The following is a 16,989-nucleotide window of genomic DNA, read 5'->3' as shown; positions in this document are numbered from 1 at the left end:
ACTCATGGCCGGCCCTGCGGATCTCGTCATCGTCGGAAACATCGTGACTGTCGACCCCGGCCGGCCCACCGCCGACGCGCTCGCCGTCACCGACGGGCGGATCGTCGCCATCGGATCCCGGGACGACGTGCAGCCGTGGATCGGCGCCGACACCGAGGTGCGGGAGGTCGGTGGCTGCGTGCTGCCCGGGTTCGTCGAGGCGCACGGCCACCCGCTGATGGAGGCCGTGGTCCTCGGCGGCCGCATGGTCGACATCCGGCCGGTCACGATGCCGGACGCCGACGATGTCGTGGCTGCGATCCACGCCGAGGTCGCCGCCCGCGGCGCCGACGGTGCCTATCTGAACGGCTGGGATCCGCTGCTGCAGCAGGGGCTGCCCGAGCTGACGCTGGCCTGGCTGAACGAGGCTGCGCCCGACACCCCGCTGGTGATCGTGCACAACTCGGGGCACAAGGCGTACTTCAATTCGGCCGCCGCGGCGAACGCCGGCTTGACCCGCGACACCCCGGACCCGCACGGCGCGCTGTATGGCCGCGACGCCGACGGCGAGCTCGACGGCACCGCGATCGAGACCGGCGCGGTGTTCCCCCTGATGAGCGGCGTGCTGACGCCCACCGACTATCCGGCCCTGCTGCTCGCCGAATGCGCGCGGCTGAACCAGGCCGGCTTGACGACGTGTTCGGAGATGGCGTTCGACCCGATGTTCCGGCCGGTCCTGGAGCAGATGCGCGACAAGCTCACGGTGCGGCTGCGCACCTACGAGATGTCCACGGCGGCCCTGCACACCGACGCGTCGCCGGACAACGGTGACGACATGGTGCGGCAGGCCGGCATCAAGATCTGGGTCGACGGGTCGCCGTGGGTCGGCAACATCGACCTCACCTTCCCGTACCTGGACACCGAGGCCACTCGCACCATCGGCGTGGTGCCCGGGTCGTGCGGCCACGCCAACTACACGCGCGAACAGCTCGCCGAGATCGTCAACACCTTCTTTCCGCAGGGCTGGCAGATGGCCTGTCACGTGCACGGTGACCATGGCGTCGACACCATCCTCGACGTCTACGAGGAAGCGCTGCGGCGGTGGCCGCGCGAGGATCACCGGCTGCGGCTGGAGCACGTCGGCGCCATCACGCCGGCGCAGCTGCGGCGCGCCCACGATCTCGGCGTCACGTGCAGCGTGTTCGTCGACCAGATCCATTACTGGGGCGACGTCATCGTCGACGGGCTGTTCGGTCCGGAAAAGGGCGACGTGTGGATGCCGGCCGGTTCCGCGGTGGCGACCGGCATGCGCATTTCCCTGCACAATGACCCACCCGTGACGCCCGAGGAGCCGCTGCGCAACATCAGCGTCGCGGCGACCCGGACCGCACCCAGCGGACGTGTGCTCGCGCCGCAGGAACGGCTCACCGTCGAGGCGGCGATCCGGGCCCAGACCATCGACGCCGCCTGGCAACTGTTCTCCGACGACGTGATCGGTTCGCTGGAAGTCGGCAAGTACGCGGACTTGGTGGTGCTGTCCGCCGACCCGCGCTCGGTACCGCCGGAAGCGGTCGCTGACCTGGAGGTGCTCGCGACATACCTGGCGGGACAACAGGTTCACGCCAAAGCCGACTGAGCGCGCGGCGGACATGGCAGGCTCAGCACATGACTGAACTGTCGGCACCCCGATTTCTCGATGAACGTGTTGCCCACTGGGCAGCGACCAAGCCGGACGACGAAGCGATCACCTACCTCGGCAGGACCTGGACCTGGTCGGAGTGGAACGACCGCGTTCGTCGACTGGCCGGCGCACTGAATTCGTGGGGTATCAAACGCGGGGACGTCGTGGCGTTCCTGGACAAGAACCACCCGGCCTGCGTCGAGCTGACGCTGGCCGCGGCGTCGCTGGGTGCCGCGACGGCCATCATCAACTTCCGGCTGGCTGCCGACGAGCTGGACTTCGTGCTGAACGATTGCGGCGCAAAGGTTCTCATCGTCGGCGCCGAGCTTCGGGCTGCCGTCGACAACATCACCGACAAGCTGACCGCTGTCGAGCACATCGTCAGCGTGACGCCCGAGGGCGCTGACGGCGACGAGTACGAAGCACTGCTCGCGGGCGCGACCCCGGCGGACCGCTCGCCTGACGTCCAGTCCGACGACGTGTGCATCATCATGTACTCCTCGGGCACCACGGGCCGCCCCAAGGGCGTCGCACTCACCCAGGCCGCGATGATCGCGCACACCATCAACGCCTTCTCGGGTTGGCAGATGACCTCCGAGGACAAGAATCTGGTGGCGATGCCGCTGTTCCACGTCGGCGGCTCGTCGTACATGCAATACGGGCTGCACAACGGGGCCCCGAGCTACATGACGCGCGACGCCGACGGGGCGTCGCTGGCCGGTGGCATTCTCAACGGCGCGAACCGCACGTTCCTGGTGCCCGCCGTCCTGGCCAAGGTCCTGGACACCGGCCCAGATGCGGTGAAGTTGTTCAGCGCCTTGAAGACCTACGCCTACGGCGCCTCACCCATGCCGCTGCCACTGCTGCGCCAGGCGCTGGCCGCCTGGCCCGAGACCGAGTTCATCCAGGCCTACGGGTTGACCGAGGTCTGTGGAGTCGTCAGCAGGCTGATGCCCGAAGACCACCGGGCCGACAACGAGGAACGGTTGGTCAGCGCCGGCGTGCTGGTGCCAGAGGCCGAGGTGCGGGTCGTCAACCCCGACACCCTTGAAGACGTGGAGCCGGGTGCGCAGGGCGAATTGTGGTTCCGCACACCCACGTTGATGAAGGAATACCTGAACCGGCCGGATGCGACGGCCGAGGCGATCACCGAGGACGGCTGGTTCCGCACCGGTGACATCGGCCGCGTCGACGCCGATGGCTACATCTTCGTCGAGGACCGCCTCAAGGACATGATCATCTCCGGCGGCGAGAACATCTACTCGATCGAGGTGGAGCGCGTGCTCGCCGAACACCCCGCGGTGTCCGAGGTCGCGATCATCGGCGTACCCGACGAGAAGTGGGGCGAGTCGGTGAAAGCCGTTGTGACGCTTGATAGCTCGGAAGAAGGAGTGACGGACGCCGACCTCATCGCCTTCGCGCGGGAACGCCTCGCCGCCTACAAGTGCCCGAAGACCGTCGACTTCGTCGACGACATGCCCCGTAATCCCACGGGCAAGATTCTGAAGAAGGAACTCCGCAAGCCGTACTGGGACGGTCGAGACCGCGCGACTGTGTGAGGCACGATGGAGGGGTGTCGCCCGCTCTGCCCGCTCTCGACGAACTGGTCGAGCGTCTGCACGTCGTCTCACTGCCGATGCGGGTCCGGTTCCGCGGCATCGACGTTCGTGAAGTCGCGCTGATCGAGGGACCGTACGGCTGGGGCGAATTCGGTGCGTTCGTCGAGTACGGCCCGGCGGAGGCGGCGCACTGGCTCGCGTCCGGCGTCGAGGCGGCTTACCGGCCGTCGCCTGCGCCGGTGCGGGACCGCATCCCGATCAACGCCACCGTGCCCGCCGTCGACGCAGTGCGTGTGCCCGAGGTGCTGGCCCGCTTCCCAGGGGCGCGGACCGCCAAGGTCAAGGTTGCCGAACCCGGTCAGACGCTGGCCGACGACGTGGCGCGCGTCGAAGCCGTCCGCGCCGTGGTGCCGGTGGTTCGGGTGGACGCCAACGGCGGCTGGACGGTCGCGCAAGCGGTGACGGCGGCGCGGGCCCTGACTGCCTCGGGGCCTCTTGAGTACCTGGAGCAGCCCTGCGCCACAGTGCCGGAACTGGCCGAAGTGCGCCGCCTGGTCGACGTGCCGGTGGCAGCCGACGAATCCATCCGCAAGGCCTCGGACCCTTTGCGGGTGGTGCGCGAGCGCGCGGCGGACGTCGCGGTGGTCAAGGTGGCGCCGATGGGTGGGGTGACGCGGCTGCTGGCAGTGGCGGCGGAGATCGACATCCCGATCGTGGTGTCGAGTGCCCTGGATTCCGCCGTCGGCATGACGCGCGGGCTGCTGGCCGCCGGCTGCCTGCCGACCCTGCAGCACGCCTGCGGCCTGGGTACCGGTGGGCTGTTCTTGGCAGACGTAGCGGAGATGGCGACTTCGGTCGACGGGTTCCTGCCGGTCGGGCCGGTAGCGCCGGACCCGGCGCGCCTGACTGATCTGGCAGCAGCGCCGGCGCGCCGGCAGTGGTGGATCGATCGGGTCCGGGAGTGCTACCCCTTACTGGGGACGTTGTCCGTCAACTGAATTCGACGAGCGTGACCGGTGCCCGGAATCGGGCCAACTGAGCCGAGCGGTAGGACTGCCGGGTGATCCACGGCACGAGCTTGCCGCGGCCGGCCGGATAGCGCAGTTCGCGCACCGCTCTGACACCGGGGATGGAACGCAATCGCGGGTACTGATCTGCGGTGAACCAGAATGGCATCGGGGGCGAGGTGTAGTGCGCGCTGAGCCGGAAGCCGCGCCGCTGCGAATACGAGCTCAGGAACCGGGGCACGCTGTCAAAGACCAACTGGCCGTTGGGGAAACGTTCGGCACACGCGGCGATCAGGTTGAAGACGGCATCCTCGGTCAGATACTGGAAGAGACCTTCGGCGGTGATGACCACCCCGCCGGCGTGGTCGACAGCGTCCATCCACGAGTGGTCCAGCGCGGACTGCGCGCACTGTCCGAGCCGATCGGACGCGGGGAGCAACTGCTGCCGAAGCGCGATGATCGGCGCCAAATCCACTGACAACCAAGTCATTTCGCCGTTGTCGACGCGCCAGAAGCTGGTCTGCAGCCCCTCCGCCAGTGCGACCACTGTCGCGCGCGGGTGGCGGGCCAGATAGTCGCGCGTGATCTCGTCGAACACCAGGGCCCGTAGTGCGGTCGCCTGGTGAGTACGGCCGAAATGCTCGTAGTCGTAATCGAGGCCGTCCCGCAGGGCGATCGCCACCGGGTCATCGATGATGCCGTCCGGACGAGCGGCCTCGGTGGCGCGTTGGTGCAGGGTGAGGAGCGCGGTTTCAGATACGCCGTCGAGATGGCGGGCGTCGATGACTGACATGGCCCCACCGTACGGCCGGTGATCACGCCGGCCGCACCGGCCCCGGCAACCGCTTGCCGTGACGTCGCGATAACCAGCTGTGGCATAGGAGATTTCGGTGGATCGGGAACTTTCCCGCTGCGGCGCCCGACTAGCTCTCGGTGACCGCACCGATTTGGCTGGCGCTACCGCCGGAAGTGCACTCGGCGTTACTGGCAGCCGGTCCGGGGCCGGGTTCGCTGCTGGCTGCCGCCGCGCAGTGGCACCAGCTCAGCGAGCAATACAGCCAGGCGGCCGCCGAGCTGTCGGCCATTTTGGCCGACGTGCACGCGAGCAGTTGGCAGGGACTCAGCGCCGCTCAGTACGTCGCATCGCACGTGCCCTACCTGGCCTGGCTGGAGGAGTCCGCCCTGGCGACGACCGCCACGGCCGCACAGCACGAGACGGTGGCCGCCGCCTACGGCACCGCCGTCGCGACCATGCCGACACTGGCCGAACTGGCCGCCAATCATGTGACGAACGCCGCGCTCGTGGCGACGAACTTCTTTGGCATCAACACAATTCCCATCGCGGTCAACGAAGCCGACTATGCGCGCATGTGGGTGCAGGCAGCCGACACCATGATCGTCTATCAGGAGGTCAGTGGGGCGGCCACGGCGGCGGTACCGACCGCGCAGCCTGCACCGTCCATCGTCGCGCCCGGCGGTGAAGTCCGGCAGTCGATGTCGAACACGTCCGCCGCGCCGAGTCAACCGCTGAGCGACCTCTGGCAGTTCATCTCGCAGCTCGGCACCACCGGCCAGGTCGACCAGCTGCTCGGGAACTTCACGCGCTTCTTCGAGCAATTGGGCTTCAATCCCGCTACATCCGCGGTGCTGGCCCTCGTGGCGCTCACGCTCTACGACATGCTCTGGTACCCGTACTACGCCTCCTATGCGCTGCTGCTGGCCCCGTTCTTCGCGCCGGCACTCAGCGCGCTCGCGGCGCTGGCCCTGGTGAAGTCGCCGGTGCCGCCGGTTGTGGACGCGGCGCCGGTGCCTGCCGTACGTTCGGCCGTCGAGCCCGCGGCTGCCGCGACGCACGCCCAGGCGGTCCCTCTCGTCCCCGCCATCCAGGCCGGTTTGCCGCAGGCCACCGGGCCGGCCACACCGACGCCGACCACAGCCGGTGCCGGTACCGCACCCACACCCAACCTGGTCTACGCCGTGGCCGGGCTGCCGCGACATGGGGTGGGGCCGGGGCCGGAGTCCGGCAGCGAGTCTCCCGACATCACCACCGACAGCGTCGGCGCAGTGGCGGCCGCGCGCGCAGTGGCTGCGGTCCGCGACCGCGCCAAGAGGGTGAGCCGCGGCCGGCGCGGAGCGCGCGGCTATCGCGATGAGCTGCCCGAGATGAAAGCCGATCTGACTGGTGCGGGCGGTGATCCGCCCGTCATCGTGCCCGGCCGGCACGGTGCCGGCCCGATCGGCTTCACCGCTGCGGTGACTGAAGCGAGCACAGCACCGACCGGAATGGTGGAGCGGATGCCGGTGGGTGAGCGCGCCTCGGCGCCACTGCTTCCGGCCACCTGGAACTCCGACGCCGAAGGTCACCTTCACCAGCGATAGCGCGAATTGCCCAGTGGCGCGGAACTTTTCTGCATGCCCCGGCGACTACAACAGATGAAGGCAACATATTGAACGACTTTCTGCATTGTGGGGCAAGGTATTTCGATGGCCCGCAGTCGCAGTGCAGCAAACTTGGGGAGGCGCGTCGATGACGCTCAATGTGCAGGGTCGAGGGCTCGGAGCGCAGGTCGTGGGAATCGACCCGAACGATCTGAGCAACATCTCGACGGACGAACTCCGCGAAATCGTCTACGAGAACAAGCTTGTCGTCCTGAAAGGCGTGAAGCCCTCGCCTGCGCAGTTCATCGAACTCGGCCGGATTCTCGGTGAAATCGTCACCTACTACGAGCCCGTCTACCACCACCACGAGCACCCTGAGATCTTCGTCTCCTCCACGGAGGAGGGGCAGGGCGTGCCACGTACGGGCGCGTTCTGGCACATCGATTACATGTTCATGCCGGAACCGTTCGCGTTCTCCATGGTGATGCCGATGACGGTGCCGGGCGCTGACCGCGGTACGTACTTCATCGACCTCAGCAAGGTGTGGGAATCCCTGCCGCCGGCCCGGCAGGAGCCGGTTCGGGGAACCCTCAGCACGCATGATCCGCGGCGCCACATCAAGATTCGTCCCAGTGACGTCTACAAACCGATCGGAGAGGTGTGGGACGAGATCAACCGCGCCACGCCACCGATCAAATGGCCGACGGTGATCCGGCACCCGCACACCGGACAGGAAATCCTCTACATCTGCTCGACCGGTACCAGCAAGATCGAAGACGGCGACGGCGAGCTACTGGACCCGTCGGTGCTGCACGAACTCCTCACGGCCACCGGTCAGCTCGACGCGGACTTCGCGTCGCCGTTCATCCACACGCAGCACTATGAAGTCGGCGACATCATCTTGTGGGACAACCGGGCGCTGATTCACCGGGCGAAGCACGGCACCACGACAGGCACGCTGACGACGTACCGGCTGACGATGCTCGACGGCCTGGTGACGCCGGGGTTCGCGGCGTGAGCGCCATCGAGCTGACGGCACCCGTCACCGAATCGGTTGACACTGAGCAGATTCCGGAAGAGCTCCTGGCCAGGGTACTGGAGCCGTATTCCTACAAAGGTTGCCGGTATCTCACCGACGCGACGTACCGCGCCACCGGCGACGCGATGTTCGCCACGGGAAATTTCAGTATTCCCGAGTCGGTGTACATCCGCAGCACCGGGCATTTCAACGCCGTCGAACTGGTGTTGTGTTTCAACCAACTCGCGTACTCCGCGTTCGCGCCGGCAGTCGGCCGCGGCGAGATCGACGGCTTTCGGGGCTGGTCGCTCGACGACTATTTCGAGAACCAGTTGTCCAGCATGCTGATCCGGTCGACCGCGTCGCGCTACAAGCGGCAGATCGATGCGCGAAAGTTCTCCGCCCGGCTGACGTGCGAGGGCATCGAGGTCGTCGAGCGGAGCTGGCGGTATCTGAAAGTCCCATGTGCCATCGAGTTTCACGACGACGCCGGCGGATCCGCATTCGGCGAGTTCGAACTCGCGATCCTCAACATACCGTGAGCACCGTGACCACTGTGCTGGGACGGCTGCTCGCGCAAGCACAGCGGCACCCGGAGGCCATCGCATTGCGGCGCTGCGATGGAACCAGCGTCATCCGCTACGGCCAACTCTCGTCGGTGGTGAATCGGCTGGCGGCCGAGCTGGACGGGCACGGGGTGTCTCGCGGTTGCCGGGTGTTCGTGATGTCCGACAACGGCCCCGAGACCTATGTCGCGGTGTTGGCCTGCGCGCGGCTCGGTGCCATCGCAGTGCTGGTGGATCGTGGCGTGCCGGCCGGGGCCGTCGCACGATTCGGTGAGATCACCAGTCCCAGCGCGATTTTGCTGACCCCGGGGACGGCGTCCACGGCGCTGCCCAGCGTTCTGCGCACCATCCCGCTGATCGCCGTCGACTTCACCGGTGACATTGCGCAGCCCGCCGACGTTGCGCCTGCCGTCATCCAACCGGAACTCACCGCCGATGACCCGTTGGCAATGATCTTCACCAGTGGGACCACCGGTGAGCCGAAAGCCGTGCTGCTGCCCAACCGGACTTTCTTCGCCGTCTCCGACATCCTGGCGCGCGAACAGCTGTCCTGGATCAGCTGGGTGGCGGGCGAGGCCACCTACTCACCGCTGCCGGCCAGCCATATCGGCGGACTCTGGTGGATCGTGAACTGCCTGCTGCACGGTAGCGAATGTGTCACCGGCGGTGAGAATTCCACGTCGCTGGCGGAGATCCTGAACGCCAACCAGATCGCCTCGACCTGTCTGGTGCCGACCCTGCTCACGCGCCTGGTCGCCGAGGTGAGGGCCGGCACGGCGTTGCCGCCGCTGCGGATGATCGGCTATGGCGGCTCGCGCGCCAGCGCGGCCGACGTGCAATTCGTCGAAGCGGCAGGCATTCACACGGCCCAGGTCTTCGGTTTGAGCGAAACAGGTTGTACGGCTTTGTGCCTGCCGACAGCTGACGGGTCGATCGCCCGGATCGAGGCGGGTGCGGTGGGACGGCCCTACCCGGGGGTCGAGGTCCGCCTTGCCGGCGGTGACAGCGCGGAGTCGGGCACGTTGTTGATCAAATCACCGGCGAACATGTTGGGGTACTGGAACAATCCGGAACGCACGGCGGAAGTCCTGGTCGACGGCTGGGTCGACACCGGAGACATCTTCGAGCATGGTGCGGACGGCTACTTCTACATCAAGGGCCGGTCATCGGAGATGATCATCTCCGGTGGCGTCAACGTCGCGCCCGACGAGGTGGACCGGATTGCCGAGAGCGTTCCCGGTGTCGATGCGGCCGCCTGCTTCGAGATACCCGATGCCGAATTCGGTGCTCTGATCGGTCTCGCGGTGATCCCGGCCGGAGAACTCGACGACGCTCAGGTCCGCGCGCTCAAGCACGCCATCGCGGCGCGGTACCGGACCGAGTCGGAGCCCATGGCCAGGCCGTCGACCATCACGGTGGTATCGGAGATTCCGCGAACACAGTCCGGCAAGGTGATTCGGGCTGCCCTGGCAGCGGCGGTTCATGGCTGAGGCGGCCCGAGAACGGGTGCTGGCCGCCGTGGCCGAGGTGCTCTATATCGATGAATCCGATCTGTTCGACGGTGACGCGACCGATCTGCGGGAACTCGGTTTGGACTCGGTTCGATTCGTCCTGCTGATGAAACGTCTTGGCGTGGACCGGGAATCGGACCTGCCGAAGCGCTTCGCGAATGACCTCACGATCGCAGGCTGGGCGCGCGAGTTGGAGGTTCTCGGTGGCGGCAGCTGACGGTGGCCGGATCGACCGGGTTCCCTTGAGCGTTTCTCAGCAGAACATCTACCACGGCGTGCTGCAGGACCCTGATCCGTCGTTGTACCTGATCGGCAAGAATTATCGATTCCGGCCGCTGGCATCGGCGGCATTCCTGTCCGCGCTGGAAGCAACCGTGCTGGACAACCCCATTCAACTGTGCGTACTGGCACCGCCGCCGGCCGGTGCCGGGTATCCGGATCTTGTTGCCCGGCTGCGGTTTCAGGACATCGTTCACGTGCGGGCGCAGACAGACCCGCCGGACCGGGCGCTCGCGGAGCTGTGGGCGGATGGCATCGTGCAGACGCCGCTGGTGCGCTACGTGGTCCATACCGACGCCAACGATCGCGTCGTCGGCATGGATGTGCACACCCATCACATCCTGCTCGACGGCGCGGCGACGGCGATCATCGAGGCCGACCTGGCGCGTCATCTGGGTGATGCCGGTCAGAAGCCCGGCCCCGCAGCGGCTTTCGAAGCGCTCGCCGCGGCGCACCGCAGCGAGGGCGCGCACGTGACGGGGGCGACCGACCGTCATGTCGCCGCAGTACATCGCGAGCTGACCGAAGAGGCCCTGCGCGGCAATCCCGCCGTGGGCGGGGTCGACGCGGCACTCGGCACCGCAGGCCGGGGCGTATTGCGGGAGTCACGCCGCGTCGCCGGGCCGGCCTACGACGAGATCATCGCGCTCGCCGAGGCCGAGCAGGTGCCGCTGAACATCCTGGTGTCGGCTGCAGCGGTGGCGGTACAGGCGAGCCTGCGCCAGAGTACCGACGGACTGCTCGTGCATCCGGTTGACAACCGGTTCGGCGCACCGGAGCTGAATGTTGCCACCTGCCTGGTGAATTCGGTCGCCCAGCCGGTGCACTTCCCGCCGTTCGCCTCGGTCCGCGACGTGGTGACGGCGATCGACCGTGGCTATGTCAAGGCGGTGCGCCGCCGGTGGTTTCGTGAAGAGCGGTACCGCCGAATGTATCTGGCGATCACCCGGAGCGCGCAGGTCGAAGCACTGACGGTGAATTTCATGCGTGGCCGCTGCGCCGCGGAACTCGGGCGGTACCTCTCCGAACCGCCGGCGGTCACCGATATCGGTCCGGTCGAGGGGATGACCGTGGCCTGCGTCCACGATGAAGCGCAGCACACCATCGACATCGGCATCTGGATGCGGCTCGATCAACCGGAACCCGCAGAGCGAGCGAGCATCGCGGACCGCATCGTGGCGGCACTGCAATCGATGGGCGCCCACTGGGACGAGCCGATAGCGTCGACGGTCGGTGACTGGTTCGGGCTCCGACCCGACGGCAGGCTCGAGGCCGCCACCACGGTGCCGGTGCCGCCTGCGGTTGCCGCCCAGGCCTGGTTCCAGGACCGCGCGGTGGAACTGGACCAGTGCCGGGGCCCCGGAGTCGACCGGTGGATCGCCGAGATCGCCGGTGCCGGTTTCGATCCTGGCGACGTCCTGGTTTTTGTCGACGACGATTCGCAGCGCGCGGTGGAGTTGTTGATCGCGTGCCATCTGGCGGGTTGCGGTTACAGCGTCTGTGCGACGACCGACGACGTGGCCGTGCGGGTCGGCGCCGTCGCCGAACATTGCGCTGTCCGCGCCCACCCGGTCGACCTCGCCGCACCGCTTCGCGAGTTGGACACCGTGGCGCGGCAACTCGTGACGGACCGCATCGGCCTTGTCGCACAGGATGACCGGCTGGGGTCGCGCCTGGCGTATGTGATGCCGACATCGGGTTCGACCGGACGACCCAAACTGGTTCCGGTGACGCATGGTGCGTTGGCCACCTTCTGTGCCGCAGCGCGGGACGCATACCGGTGGGGGCCGGCGGACACCGTCCTGCAGTGCGCCCCACTCACATCGGACATCAGTGTGGAAGAAGTGTTCGGCGCACTGTCGGGTGGGGCGCGGGTGGTGCGGTCCGCCGCGATGCGTGCCGGCGACCTGCCGTCGTTGATCCGCGACGTCGCGGTGAACGTCGCAACGGTGCTCGATCTGCCCACGGCGGTCTGGCACCTGTTGTGTGAGGACGACGATGCGCTGGCGGCGCTGAGTGCGTCGGCGCTGCGCCAGGTGATCATCGGCGGCGAGGCGGTTCGCTCCACCTCCGTCGACAAGTGGCTGGGTGCCGGTGCCGGCCAAGGCATCTCCCTGCTGTCGACGTACGGCCCGACCGAGACCACCGTCGTCGTGACCCGGTTGCCGATCGGTGCCGACGAACCCGCCCAGGATCGGGTCAGACTCGGGCACCCGCTGGTGCCCGACTCGGTGTTCGTCGGTTTCGGTGAGGTCGTCGTCGTGGGGGAGCCGGTGTCGGCGGGCTATCTCGGACTGCACAGCACGAGTTTCGGCACGGTGCTCGCGCCGGATGGCTGCCGGCGTCGGGCCTTCGCCACCGGCGACCGGGTCATCAGGGACGCTGCCGGTTACCCGGTACTGGCCGGGCGCCGTGACGCGGTGGTCAAGATCGCCGGCAAGCGTTTCGACGTCGCCGAGCTGCTGCGCCGGTTATCGGCTGATCCGGCGGTGTCCGACGTCGCGGTGGAACCAGCCGGAAACGGGCTGGGGATCTGGTTCCAAACCCCGCAGTCCCGGGCCGGCGACGACGACCCGGCGGCCGCCGCCCGGCTGCGGAGCATCGCGCGAGCGCTGGGCGTGCCGGCGTTCGTGGTGACCGGCGTACCGGCCATCCCACGGCAGCCCAACGGCAAAGTCGACCGCGCGAAACTGACTGCGGTGATTGAGATTGCGGGCGACGAAGGCAATCGCGATCCGCGGGCCGCCGCGCTGGCCGAGCTCTGGAGTCGCACGCTGGAACGCCCGATCCGGCCGGACACGTCATTGTTGGATGCGGGGATCGGTTCCTTGGACCTGATCCGAATCCTGCCCGCAACCCGGAAGTTCCTCGATTGGCAGCTGTCCATTCTCGACCTGATCGGCGCCGACACCGCCGCCAACGTGGTCGGCTGTCGTCCCGACGTCGATGCCTGGATGGACGACGAAACCGCGGCCGGGATAGCCCACGATCTGGCCGCGCTCGAACAGCCAGGACGGACCGTTGCCGGCCGTCGGCGACCATTCGGCCATGACGCACGGACCGTCGTGGTCCTCGGCGCCTCGGGAATTCTGGGCACCGGATTCGCCCGGGCGGTCCTCGATCGAAAGCAGTCCGGGCAACGCTGTCCCGACGTGGTGTTCGCCGCGAGATCGCTACTGCCGGAACATGACCCGTGGTCTACCATGCGATCGGTCGCCGGCGTGGACATCGTCGACCACCACGACGACTTCGGTGCCGATGGACTGGGCGCCCTCCTGGACGCCGTCGGCGCCGGCACCGTGGTGAACTGCGTCGGCAACACGAACGTGTTGGCGCCCTACCACCGCCTTCGCGCGGCCAACGTTTCCGCGGTGGCGTCGATCGCCGAAGCGTGTGCGCAGCGCGGCACCAGGCTGGTGCACCTGTCGACCTTCGTGGTGGATGCCGATGTGACGGCGGCCCGCGTGACCGACCCCCGCTTCGCGCCGTACCCCTATGCCGCCTCGAAGTCGTTGGCGGAGCTGATCGTTGCACGGACGGACGAACTGGACTTCACGGTCGTACGGCTGCCCAGGGTGCTCGGCGATGCCCGCCAACTCGAGCGGTCCTCGGACATCCTGGTCGCGATCGTGGATGCCTGTGCCGCGTTGGGGGCCTGTCCCGTGGTGCCATTGACCGAAGAGGTCACCACCGGCGTGGCCGCCGCACACGGCATTCTCGGGCTGGTTCCCGAGCTGTCGCAGGCCGTCGATTTGGGCCGCGGCATGACGGTACTGCGCGGCGAGAAGGTGCCCTATACCGAGTTCCTCCGCGGCCACGGGTTCGATGCCATCGATATGGCGGAGTGGAGAGAACGGCTGGATCGCAGTGCGTGGGCCGTCCGAAATCCGTTGCGGTGGGCGGTGATCGATGCGTGGGCCGGCTTGGGCGCCAGGTTGCGGGACCGCACGTACGCCGAGTACCTGAGCGGGTATCCGACGATCGACCTCGACTTCGGGTCCGTCGCCGAAGTACGCACCGCCGTGCCGCGGCTCGACGAACTGATCGGGACAACGAGCGGGCACCGCTCCGGACAGTGAGGAATCACGTTGACTGAATTGACCACACCGCGCCCCGACGCATCGGGCACCCGACTGATCCATCTCGACGTGACCGGCATGTCCTGTGTGATGTGCTCCGGACGGGTGACCAAAGCACTCAACAAGATCGACGGGGTCCGGGCCACCGTCAGCTTCGCCACGAAGACCGCGACCGTGGAAATCGAGGGTGACGTCGGCTCGGCCGTGCTGTGCGAGGCGGTGCAGGCCGCCGGCTACGGTGCGGAGCCGCGGCTCACCGCGCCTGAGGTGACGGCCGACCCACCGGGTCCGCTTCGGCGCAGATTGGGCGAAGCCTTCGACTGGATCATCTCCCGATGACTGTTCTGTCCTAATTTGTGGGGTCCGTGGCGTAGACGCCATTGGGGATGGCGGCGCACGATGGATGCGTGACGCGATCTGTGGTGGTGCTCGGCTTTCGCGGGGTGCAGGCCCTCGACGTGGTCGGCCCCTTCGAGGTGTTCACCGGAGCCACGCTGCAACTGGCCGCGATGGGCCGAGGAGGCGAGGGTTACGCGCCGATCCTCGCGGCGGCCGACGGCGGTCCCGTCGCGACCCTGACCGGGCTCGAGTTCGTCGCCAAGCCGCCGCCCGATCCGAAAGAGCCGATCGACACCATCGTGTTGCCCGGCGGTATGGGGGTCGACGAGGCCCGGGGGAACCCTGCCGTCATCGACTGGATTCGCGCCGCCGCACCGCACGCGCGCCGGGTCGTCAGTGTCTGCAACGGCGCGTTCCTGGCCGCGGAGGCCGGTCTGCTCGACGGCTGCCCGGCCACCACCCACTGGGCATCCGCTGACAAACTCGCCCGCGAGTTTCCCTGCATCGCAGTCGATCCCGACCCGATCTTCATCCGAAGTTCTGATCGGGTGTGGACGGCGGCCGGCGTCACCGCGGGCATCGATCTGGCGCTCGCCCTCGTCGAAGACGACTACGGCACCGATGTCGCCCAGGACGTGGCCCGCTGGCTGGTCCTGTACCTGCGCCGGCCCGGCGGGCAGACACAGTTCGCGCCGCCGGTCTGGATGCCGCGCGCCAAGCGGGAACCGATCCGCGACGTGCAGGAGCTCATCGAAGCCGAACCTGCCGGGGCGCACAGTGTTCCGGAGCTGGCGCGCGTCGCCGCGATGAGCCCGCGGCACTTCACCCGCACCTTCACCGCCGAGGTGGGAGAGCCGCCCGCCGCCTACGTCGAGCGTGTCCGCACCGACGCCGCCCGCAGGCAACTCACCGAGACCGACGACACCGTCACCGCCATCGCGGCCCGCTGCGGTTTCGGCAGCGCCGAGACGCTGCGCCGCAGTTTCGTTCGGCGCGTTGGGGTTTCACCAGACCAGTACCGCAAGACGTTCGCTTAGGGAGAGATCATGCAAGTTGCCATCGTCGTGTACCCGGGATTCACGGCCCTCGACTTCATCGGGCCGTACGAGTGTCTGCGCTGGCTGCCCGACACCGAGGTCCGCTTCGTCTGGCACGAGCCCGGCCCGATCGTCGCGGACTCCGGCGTGCTGCTGGTGGGGGCCACCCACTCGTTCGACGAGACCCCGTCGCCCGACATCATCCTGATCCCCGGCGGATTCAGCACCATGGAGCACGCCCGCGACGAGAAGCTGTTGGACTGGCTCCGGCGGGCGCATGAGACCACCCAATGGACAGCGTCGGTCTGCTCGGGATCGGTGATCCTGGGCGCGTCCGGGCTGCTGGCGGGCAAGCGTGCGACATCGCACTGGGCGGCCGTGCAGCTGCTGCGCACCTTCGGCGTCGAACCCGTCACCGACGAGCGGATCGTGCAGTCGGCCGACCGCATCGTCACCTGCGCGGGAGTCTCGGCCGGCATCGACCTCGGCCTGTGGCTGGCGGCGCAGATCGGTGGCGAAGACAAGGCCAAGGCCATCCAGCTGTCCATGGAGTACGACCCGCAGCCACCGTTCGACTCCGGCCACATGTCGAAGGCCTCGGCGGCCACCAAGGCCAGCGCGACCGCGCTGATGTCCCGTGAGCTGCTCAAACCCGGACAGCTCAAGGCCACCACGGCGCTGCTCTGGGACCAGGCCCTCAAGCGCGTCCGTTCCCGCCGCTGACGGGTCCAGTAACCTCGGCCGGGTGAATCTGGCATACGACGACCGCGGCGGATCCGGCGAGCCGGTGCTGTTCATCGCCGGACGAGGCGGCGCGGGCCGCACCTGGCATCTGCACCAGGTGCCGGCGTTCCAGCGGGCCGGCTTCCGCTGCATCACCTTCGACAATCGCGGTATCGGCGCCACGGAGAACGCCATCGGCTTCTCGACCGACCAGGTGGTCGCGGACACCGCCGCGTTGATCAACAAGGTCGTCGGCGGCCCGGTGCGCGTCGTCGGGGTGTCGATGGGGTCGTTCATCGCCCAGGAGCTCATGGTCGCCCGGCCGGAGCTGGTGTCCTCGGCGGTGTTGATGGCCACGCGCGGCCGGGAGGACCGCGCCCGCACATTCTTCCGGGAGGCGGAGCGCGCGCTGCTTGCCGCCGGTATCGAGCTCCCACCTGAGGTGGACGCGAAAAACCGTCTGCTGGAGAACTTTTCACCGAAGACCCTGAACGACGACCGAGCGGTCCAGGACTGGATCGAGATGTTCACCATGTGGCCGACCAAGGCCACGCCGGGCCTGCGCGCTCAACTGGCCGTCGCGCCGGAGACCAACCGGCTGCCGGCCTACCGTCAGATCGCGGTGCCGGTACAGGTGATCGGATTCGCCGACGACGTCGTGCTGCCGCCGCACTTGTCGAAGGAGGTGGCCGATGCCATCCCGTTGGGCCGCTACCTGGAGATCCCCGACGCCGGCCACCTCGGATTCATCGAGCGTCCCGATGCGGTGAACGCGGCCGTGCTGGAGTTCTTCGCCGCCAACCCGACGTCGGCAGGGCCGACCGGTTAGGCC

The 16,989-nt window shown here is 67.9% G+C and carries 14 protein-coding genes; 13 read left to right on the top strand and 1 reads right to left on the bottom strand.

Going from position 1 to position 16,989, the window contains the following annotated elements:
* Positions 1–4 precede the first annotated feature (4 nt).
* The 3 genes from ACWW1C_RS24205 to ACWW1C_RS24195 all read left to right on the top strand — a co-directional run bounded on the left by ACWW1C_RS24205 (position 5) and on the right by ACWW1C_RS24195 (position 4,217).
* On the top strand, positions 5–1,615 hold the full coding sequence (locus ACWW1C_RS24205; protein ID WP_455980619.1) for an amidohydrolase: 1,611 nt from the start codon (positions 5–7) through the stop codon (positions 1,613–1,615).
* Positions 1,616–1,644: 29 nt separating this feature from the next.
* Positions 1,645–3,219, top strand: a complete 1,575-nt coding sequence (locus ACWW1C_RS24200) for a long-chain-fatty-acid--CoA ligase (protein ID WP_455980618.1) — start codon at positions 1,645–1,647, stop codon at positions 3,217–3,219.
* A gap of 77 nt (positions 3,220–3,296) precedes the next feature.
* The gene (locus tag ACWW1C_RS24195; RefSeq protein WP_455984419.1) at positions 3,297–4,217 is read left to right on the top strand and encodes an o-succinylbenzoate synthase; all 921 of its coding nucleotides are present in this window, start codon (positions 3,297–3,299) and stop codon (positions 4,215–4,217) included.
* On the opposite strand, the gene ACWW1C_RS24190 is transcribed toward ACWW1C_RS24195, so the two are convergent.
* A complete protein-coding gene (locus tag ACWW1C_RS24190) occupies positions 4,210–5,019 on the bottom strand; it encodes a class I SAM-dependent methyltransferase (RefSeq protein ID WP_455980617.1) in 810 nt (269 codons plus the stop codon). The two genes, ACWW1C_RS24195 and ACWW1C_RS24190, sit on opposite strands and share 8 nt — an antisense overlap.
* Positions 5,020–5,159: 140 nt before the next feature.
* Here ACWW1C_RS24190 and ACWW1C_RS24185 point away from each other — a divergent pair, with 140 nt between their 5' ends.
* The 10 genes from ACWW1C_RS24185 to ACWW1C_RS24140 all read left to right on the top strand — a co-directional run bounded on the left by ACWW1C_RS24185 (position 5,160) and on the right by ACWW1C_RS24140 (position 16,986).
* Positions 5,160–6,605 (top strand): PPE family protein, encoded by a 1,446-nt coding sequence (locus ACWW1C_RS24185; RefSeq protein ID WP_455980616.1) that lies wholly within the window; start codon positions 5,160–5,162, stop codon positions 6,603–6,605.
* Between the two features lie 148 nt (positions 6,606–6,753).
* On the top strand, positions 6,754–7,623 hold the full coding sequence (gene scoE / locus ACWW1C_RS24180) for a (3R)-3-[(carboxymethyl)amino]fatty acid oxygenase/decarboxylase (protein WP_455980615.1): 870 nt from the start codon (positions 6,754–6,756) through the stop codon (positions 7,621–7,623).
* Positions 7,620–8,165, top strand: coding sequence for an FcoT family thioesterase (locus ACWW1C_RS24175; protein WP_455980614.1), 546 nt, complete (start codon positions 7,620–7,622; stop codon positions 8,163–8,165). The genes scoE and ACWW1C_RS24175 overlap by 4 nt, the downstream gene beginning before the upstream one ends.
* A 14-nt stretch (positions 8,166–8,179) precedes the next feature.
* Positions 8,180–9,679, top strand: a complete 1,500-nt coding sequence (gene fadD10 / locus ACWW1C_RS24170) for a fatty acid--CoA ligase FadD10 (protein WP_455984418.1) — start codon at positions 8,180–8,182, stop codon at positions 9,677–9,679.
* Positions 9,672–9,917, top strand: a complete 246-nt coding sequence (locus tag ACWW1C_RS24165; protein ID WP_455980613.1) for an acyl carrier protein — start codon at positions 9,672–9,674, stop codon at positions 9,915–9,917. Before fadD10 ends, ACWW1C_RS24165 begins: the two co-directional genes overlap by 8 nt.
* Positions 9,904–14,058 carry an AMP-binding protein gene (locus ACWW1C_RS24160; RefSeq protein ID WP_455980612.1) on the top strand — a complete coding sequence of 1,385 codons (4,155 nt, stop codon included), beginning with the start codon at positions 9,904–9,906 and terminating at the stop codon, positions 14,056–14,058. The genes ACWW1C_RS24165 and ACWW1C_RS24160 overlap by 14 nt, the downstream gene beginning before the upstream one ends.
* A 9-nt stretch (positions 14,059–14,067) precedes the next feature.
* Positions 14,068–14,397: a heavy-metal-associated domain-containing protein gene (locus ACWW1C_RS24155; RefSeq protein WP_455980611.1), complete on the top strand. Its 330-nt coding sequence runs from the start codon at positions 14,068–14,070 to the stop codon at positions 14,395–14,397.
* Between the two features lie 68 nt (positions 14,398–14,465).
* Positions 14,466–15,434 (top strand): GlxA family transcriptional regulator, encoded by a 969-nt coding sequence (locus ACWW1C_RS24150; protein ID WP_455980610.1) that lies wholly within the window; start codon positions 14,466–14,468, stop codon positions 15,432–15,434.
* Positions 15,435–15,443: 9 nt separating this feature from the next.
* Complete coding sequence (locus ACWW1C_RS24145) at positions 15,444–16,157, top strand: DJ-1/PfpI family protein (RefSeq protein WP_455980609.1); 714 nt, start codon at positions 15,444–15,446, stop codon at positions 16,155–16,157.
* 22 nt (positions 16,158–16,179) lie between these two features.
* Complete coding sequence (locus ACWW1C_RS24140; RefSeq protein WP_455980608.1) at positions 16,180–16,986, top strand: alpha/beta fold hydrolase; 807 nt, start codon at positions 16,180–16,182, stop codon at positions 16,984–16,986.
* Positions 16,987–16,989 lie beyond the last annotated feature (3 nt).

Source organism: Mycobacterium sp. HM-7 (assembly GCF_053852335.1).
Note: the sequence above shows the minus strand (reverse complement) of the source record. Positions and strands in the feature narration are given on the sequence as shown.

Bases quoted from the DNA above. Each gene is read 5' to 3' on its own strand.
- ACWW1C_RS24145 (WP_455980609.1), top strand. From the start codon at position 15,444: ATGCAAGTTGCCATCGTCGTGTACCCGGGATTCACGGCCCTCGACTTC.
- scoE (WP_455980615.1), top strand. From the start codon at position 6,754: ATGACGCTCAATGTGCAGGGTCGAGGGCTCGGAGCGCAGGTCGTGGGA.
- ACWW1C_RS24200 (WP_455980618.1), top strand. From the start codon at position 1,645: ATGACTGAACTGTCGGCACCCCGATTTCTCGATGAACGTGTTGCCCAC.
- ACWW1C_RS24195 (WP_455984419.1), top strand. From the start codon at position 3,297: ATGCGGGTCCGGTTCCGCGGCATCGACGTTCGTGAAGTCGCGCTGATC.
- ACWW1C_RS24165 (WP_455980613.1), top strand. From the start codon at position 9,672: ATGGCTGAGGCGGCCCGAGAACGGGTGCTGGCCGCCGTGGCCGAGGTG.
- ACWW1C_RS24205 (WP_455980619.1), top strand. From the start codon at position 5: ATGGCCGGCCCTGCGGATCTCGTCATCGTCGGAAACATCGTGACTGTC.
- ACWW1C_RS24190 (WP_455980617.1), bottom strand. From the start codon at position 5,019: ATGTCAGTCATCGACGCCCGCCATCTCGACGGCGTATCTGAAACCGCG.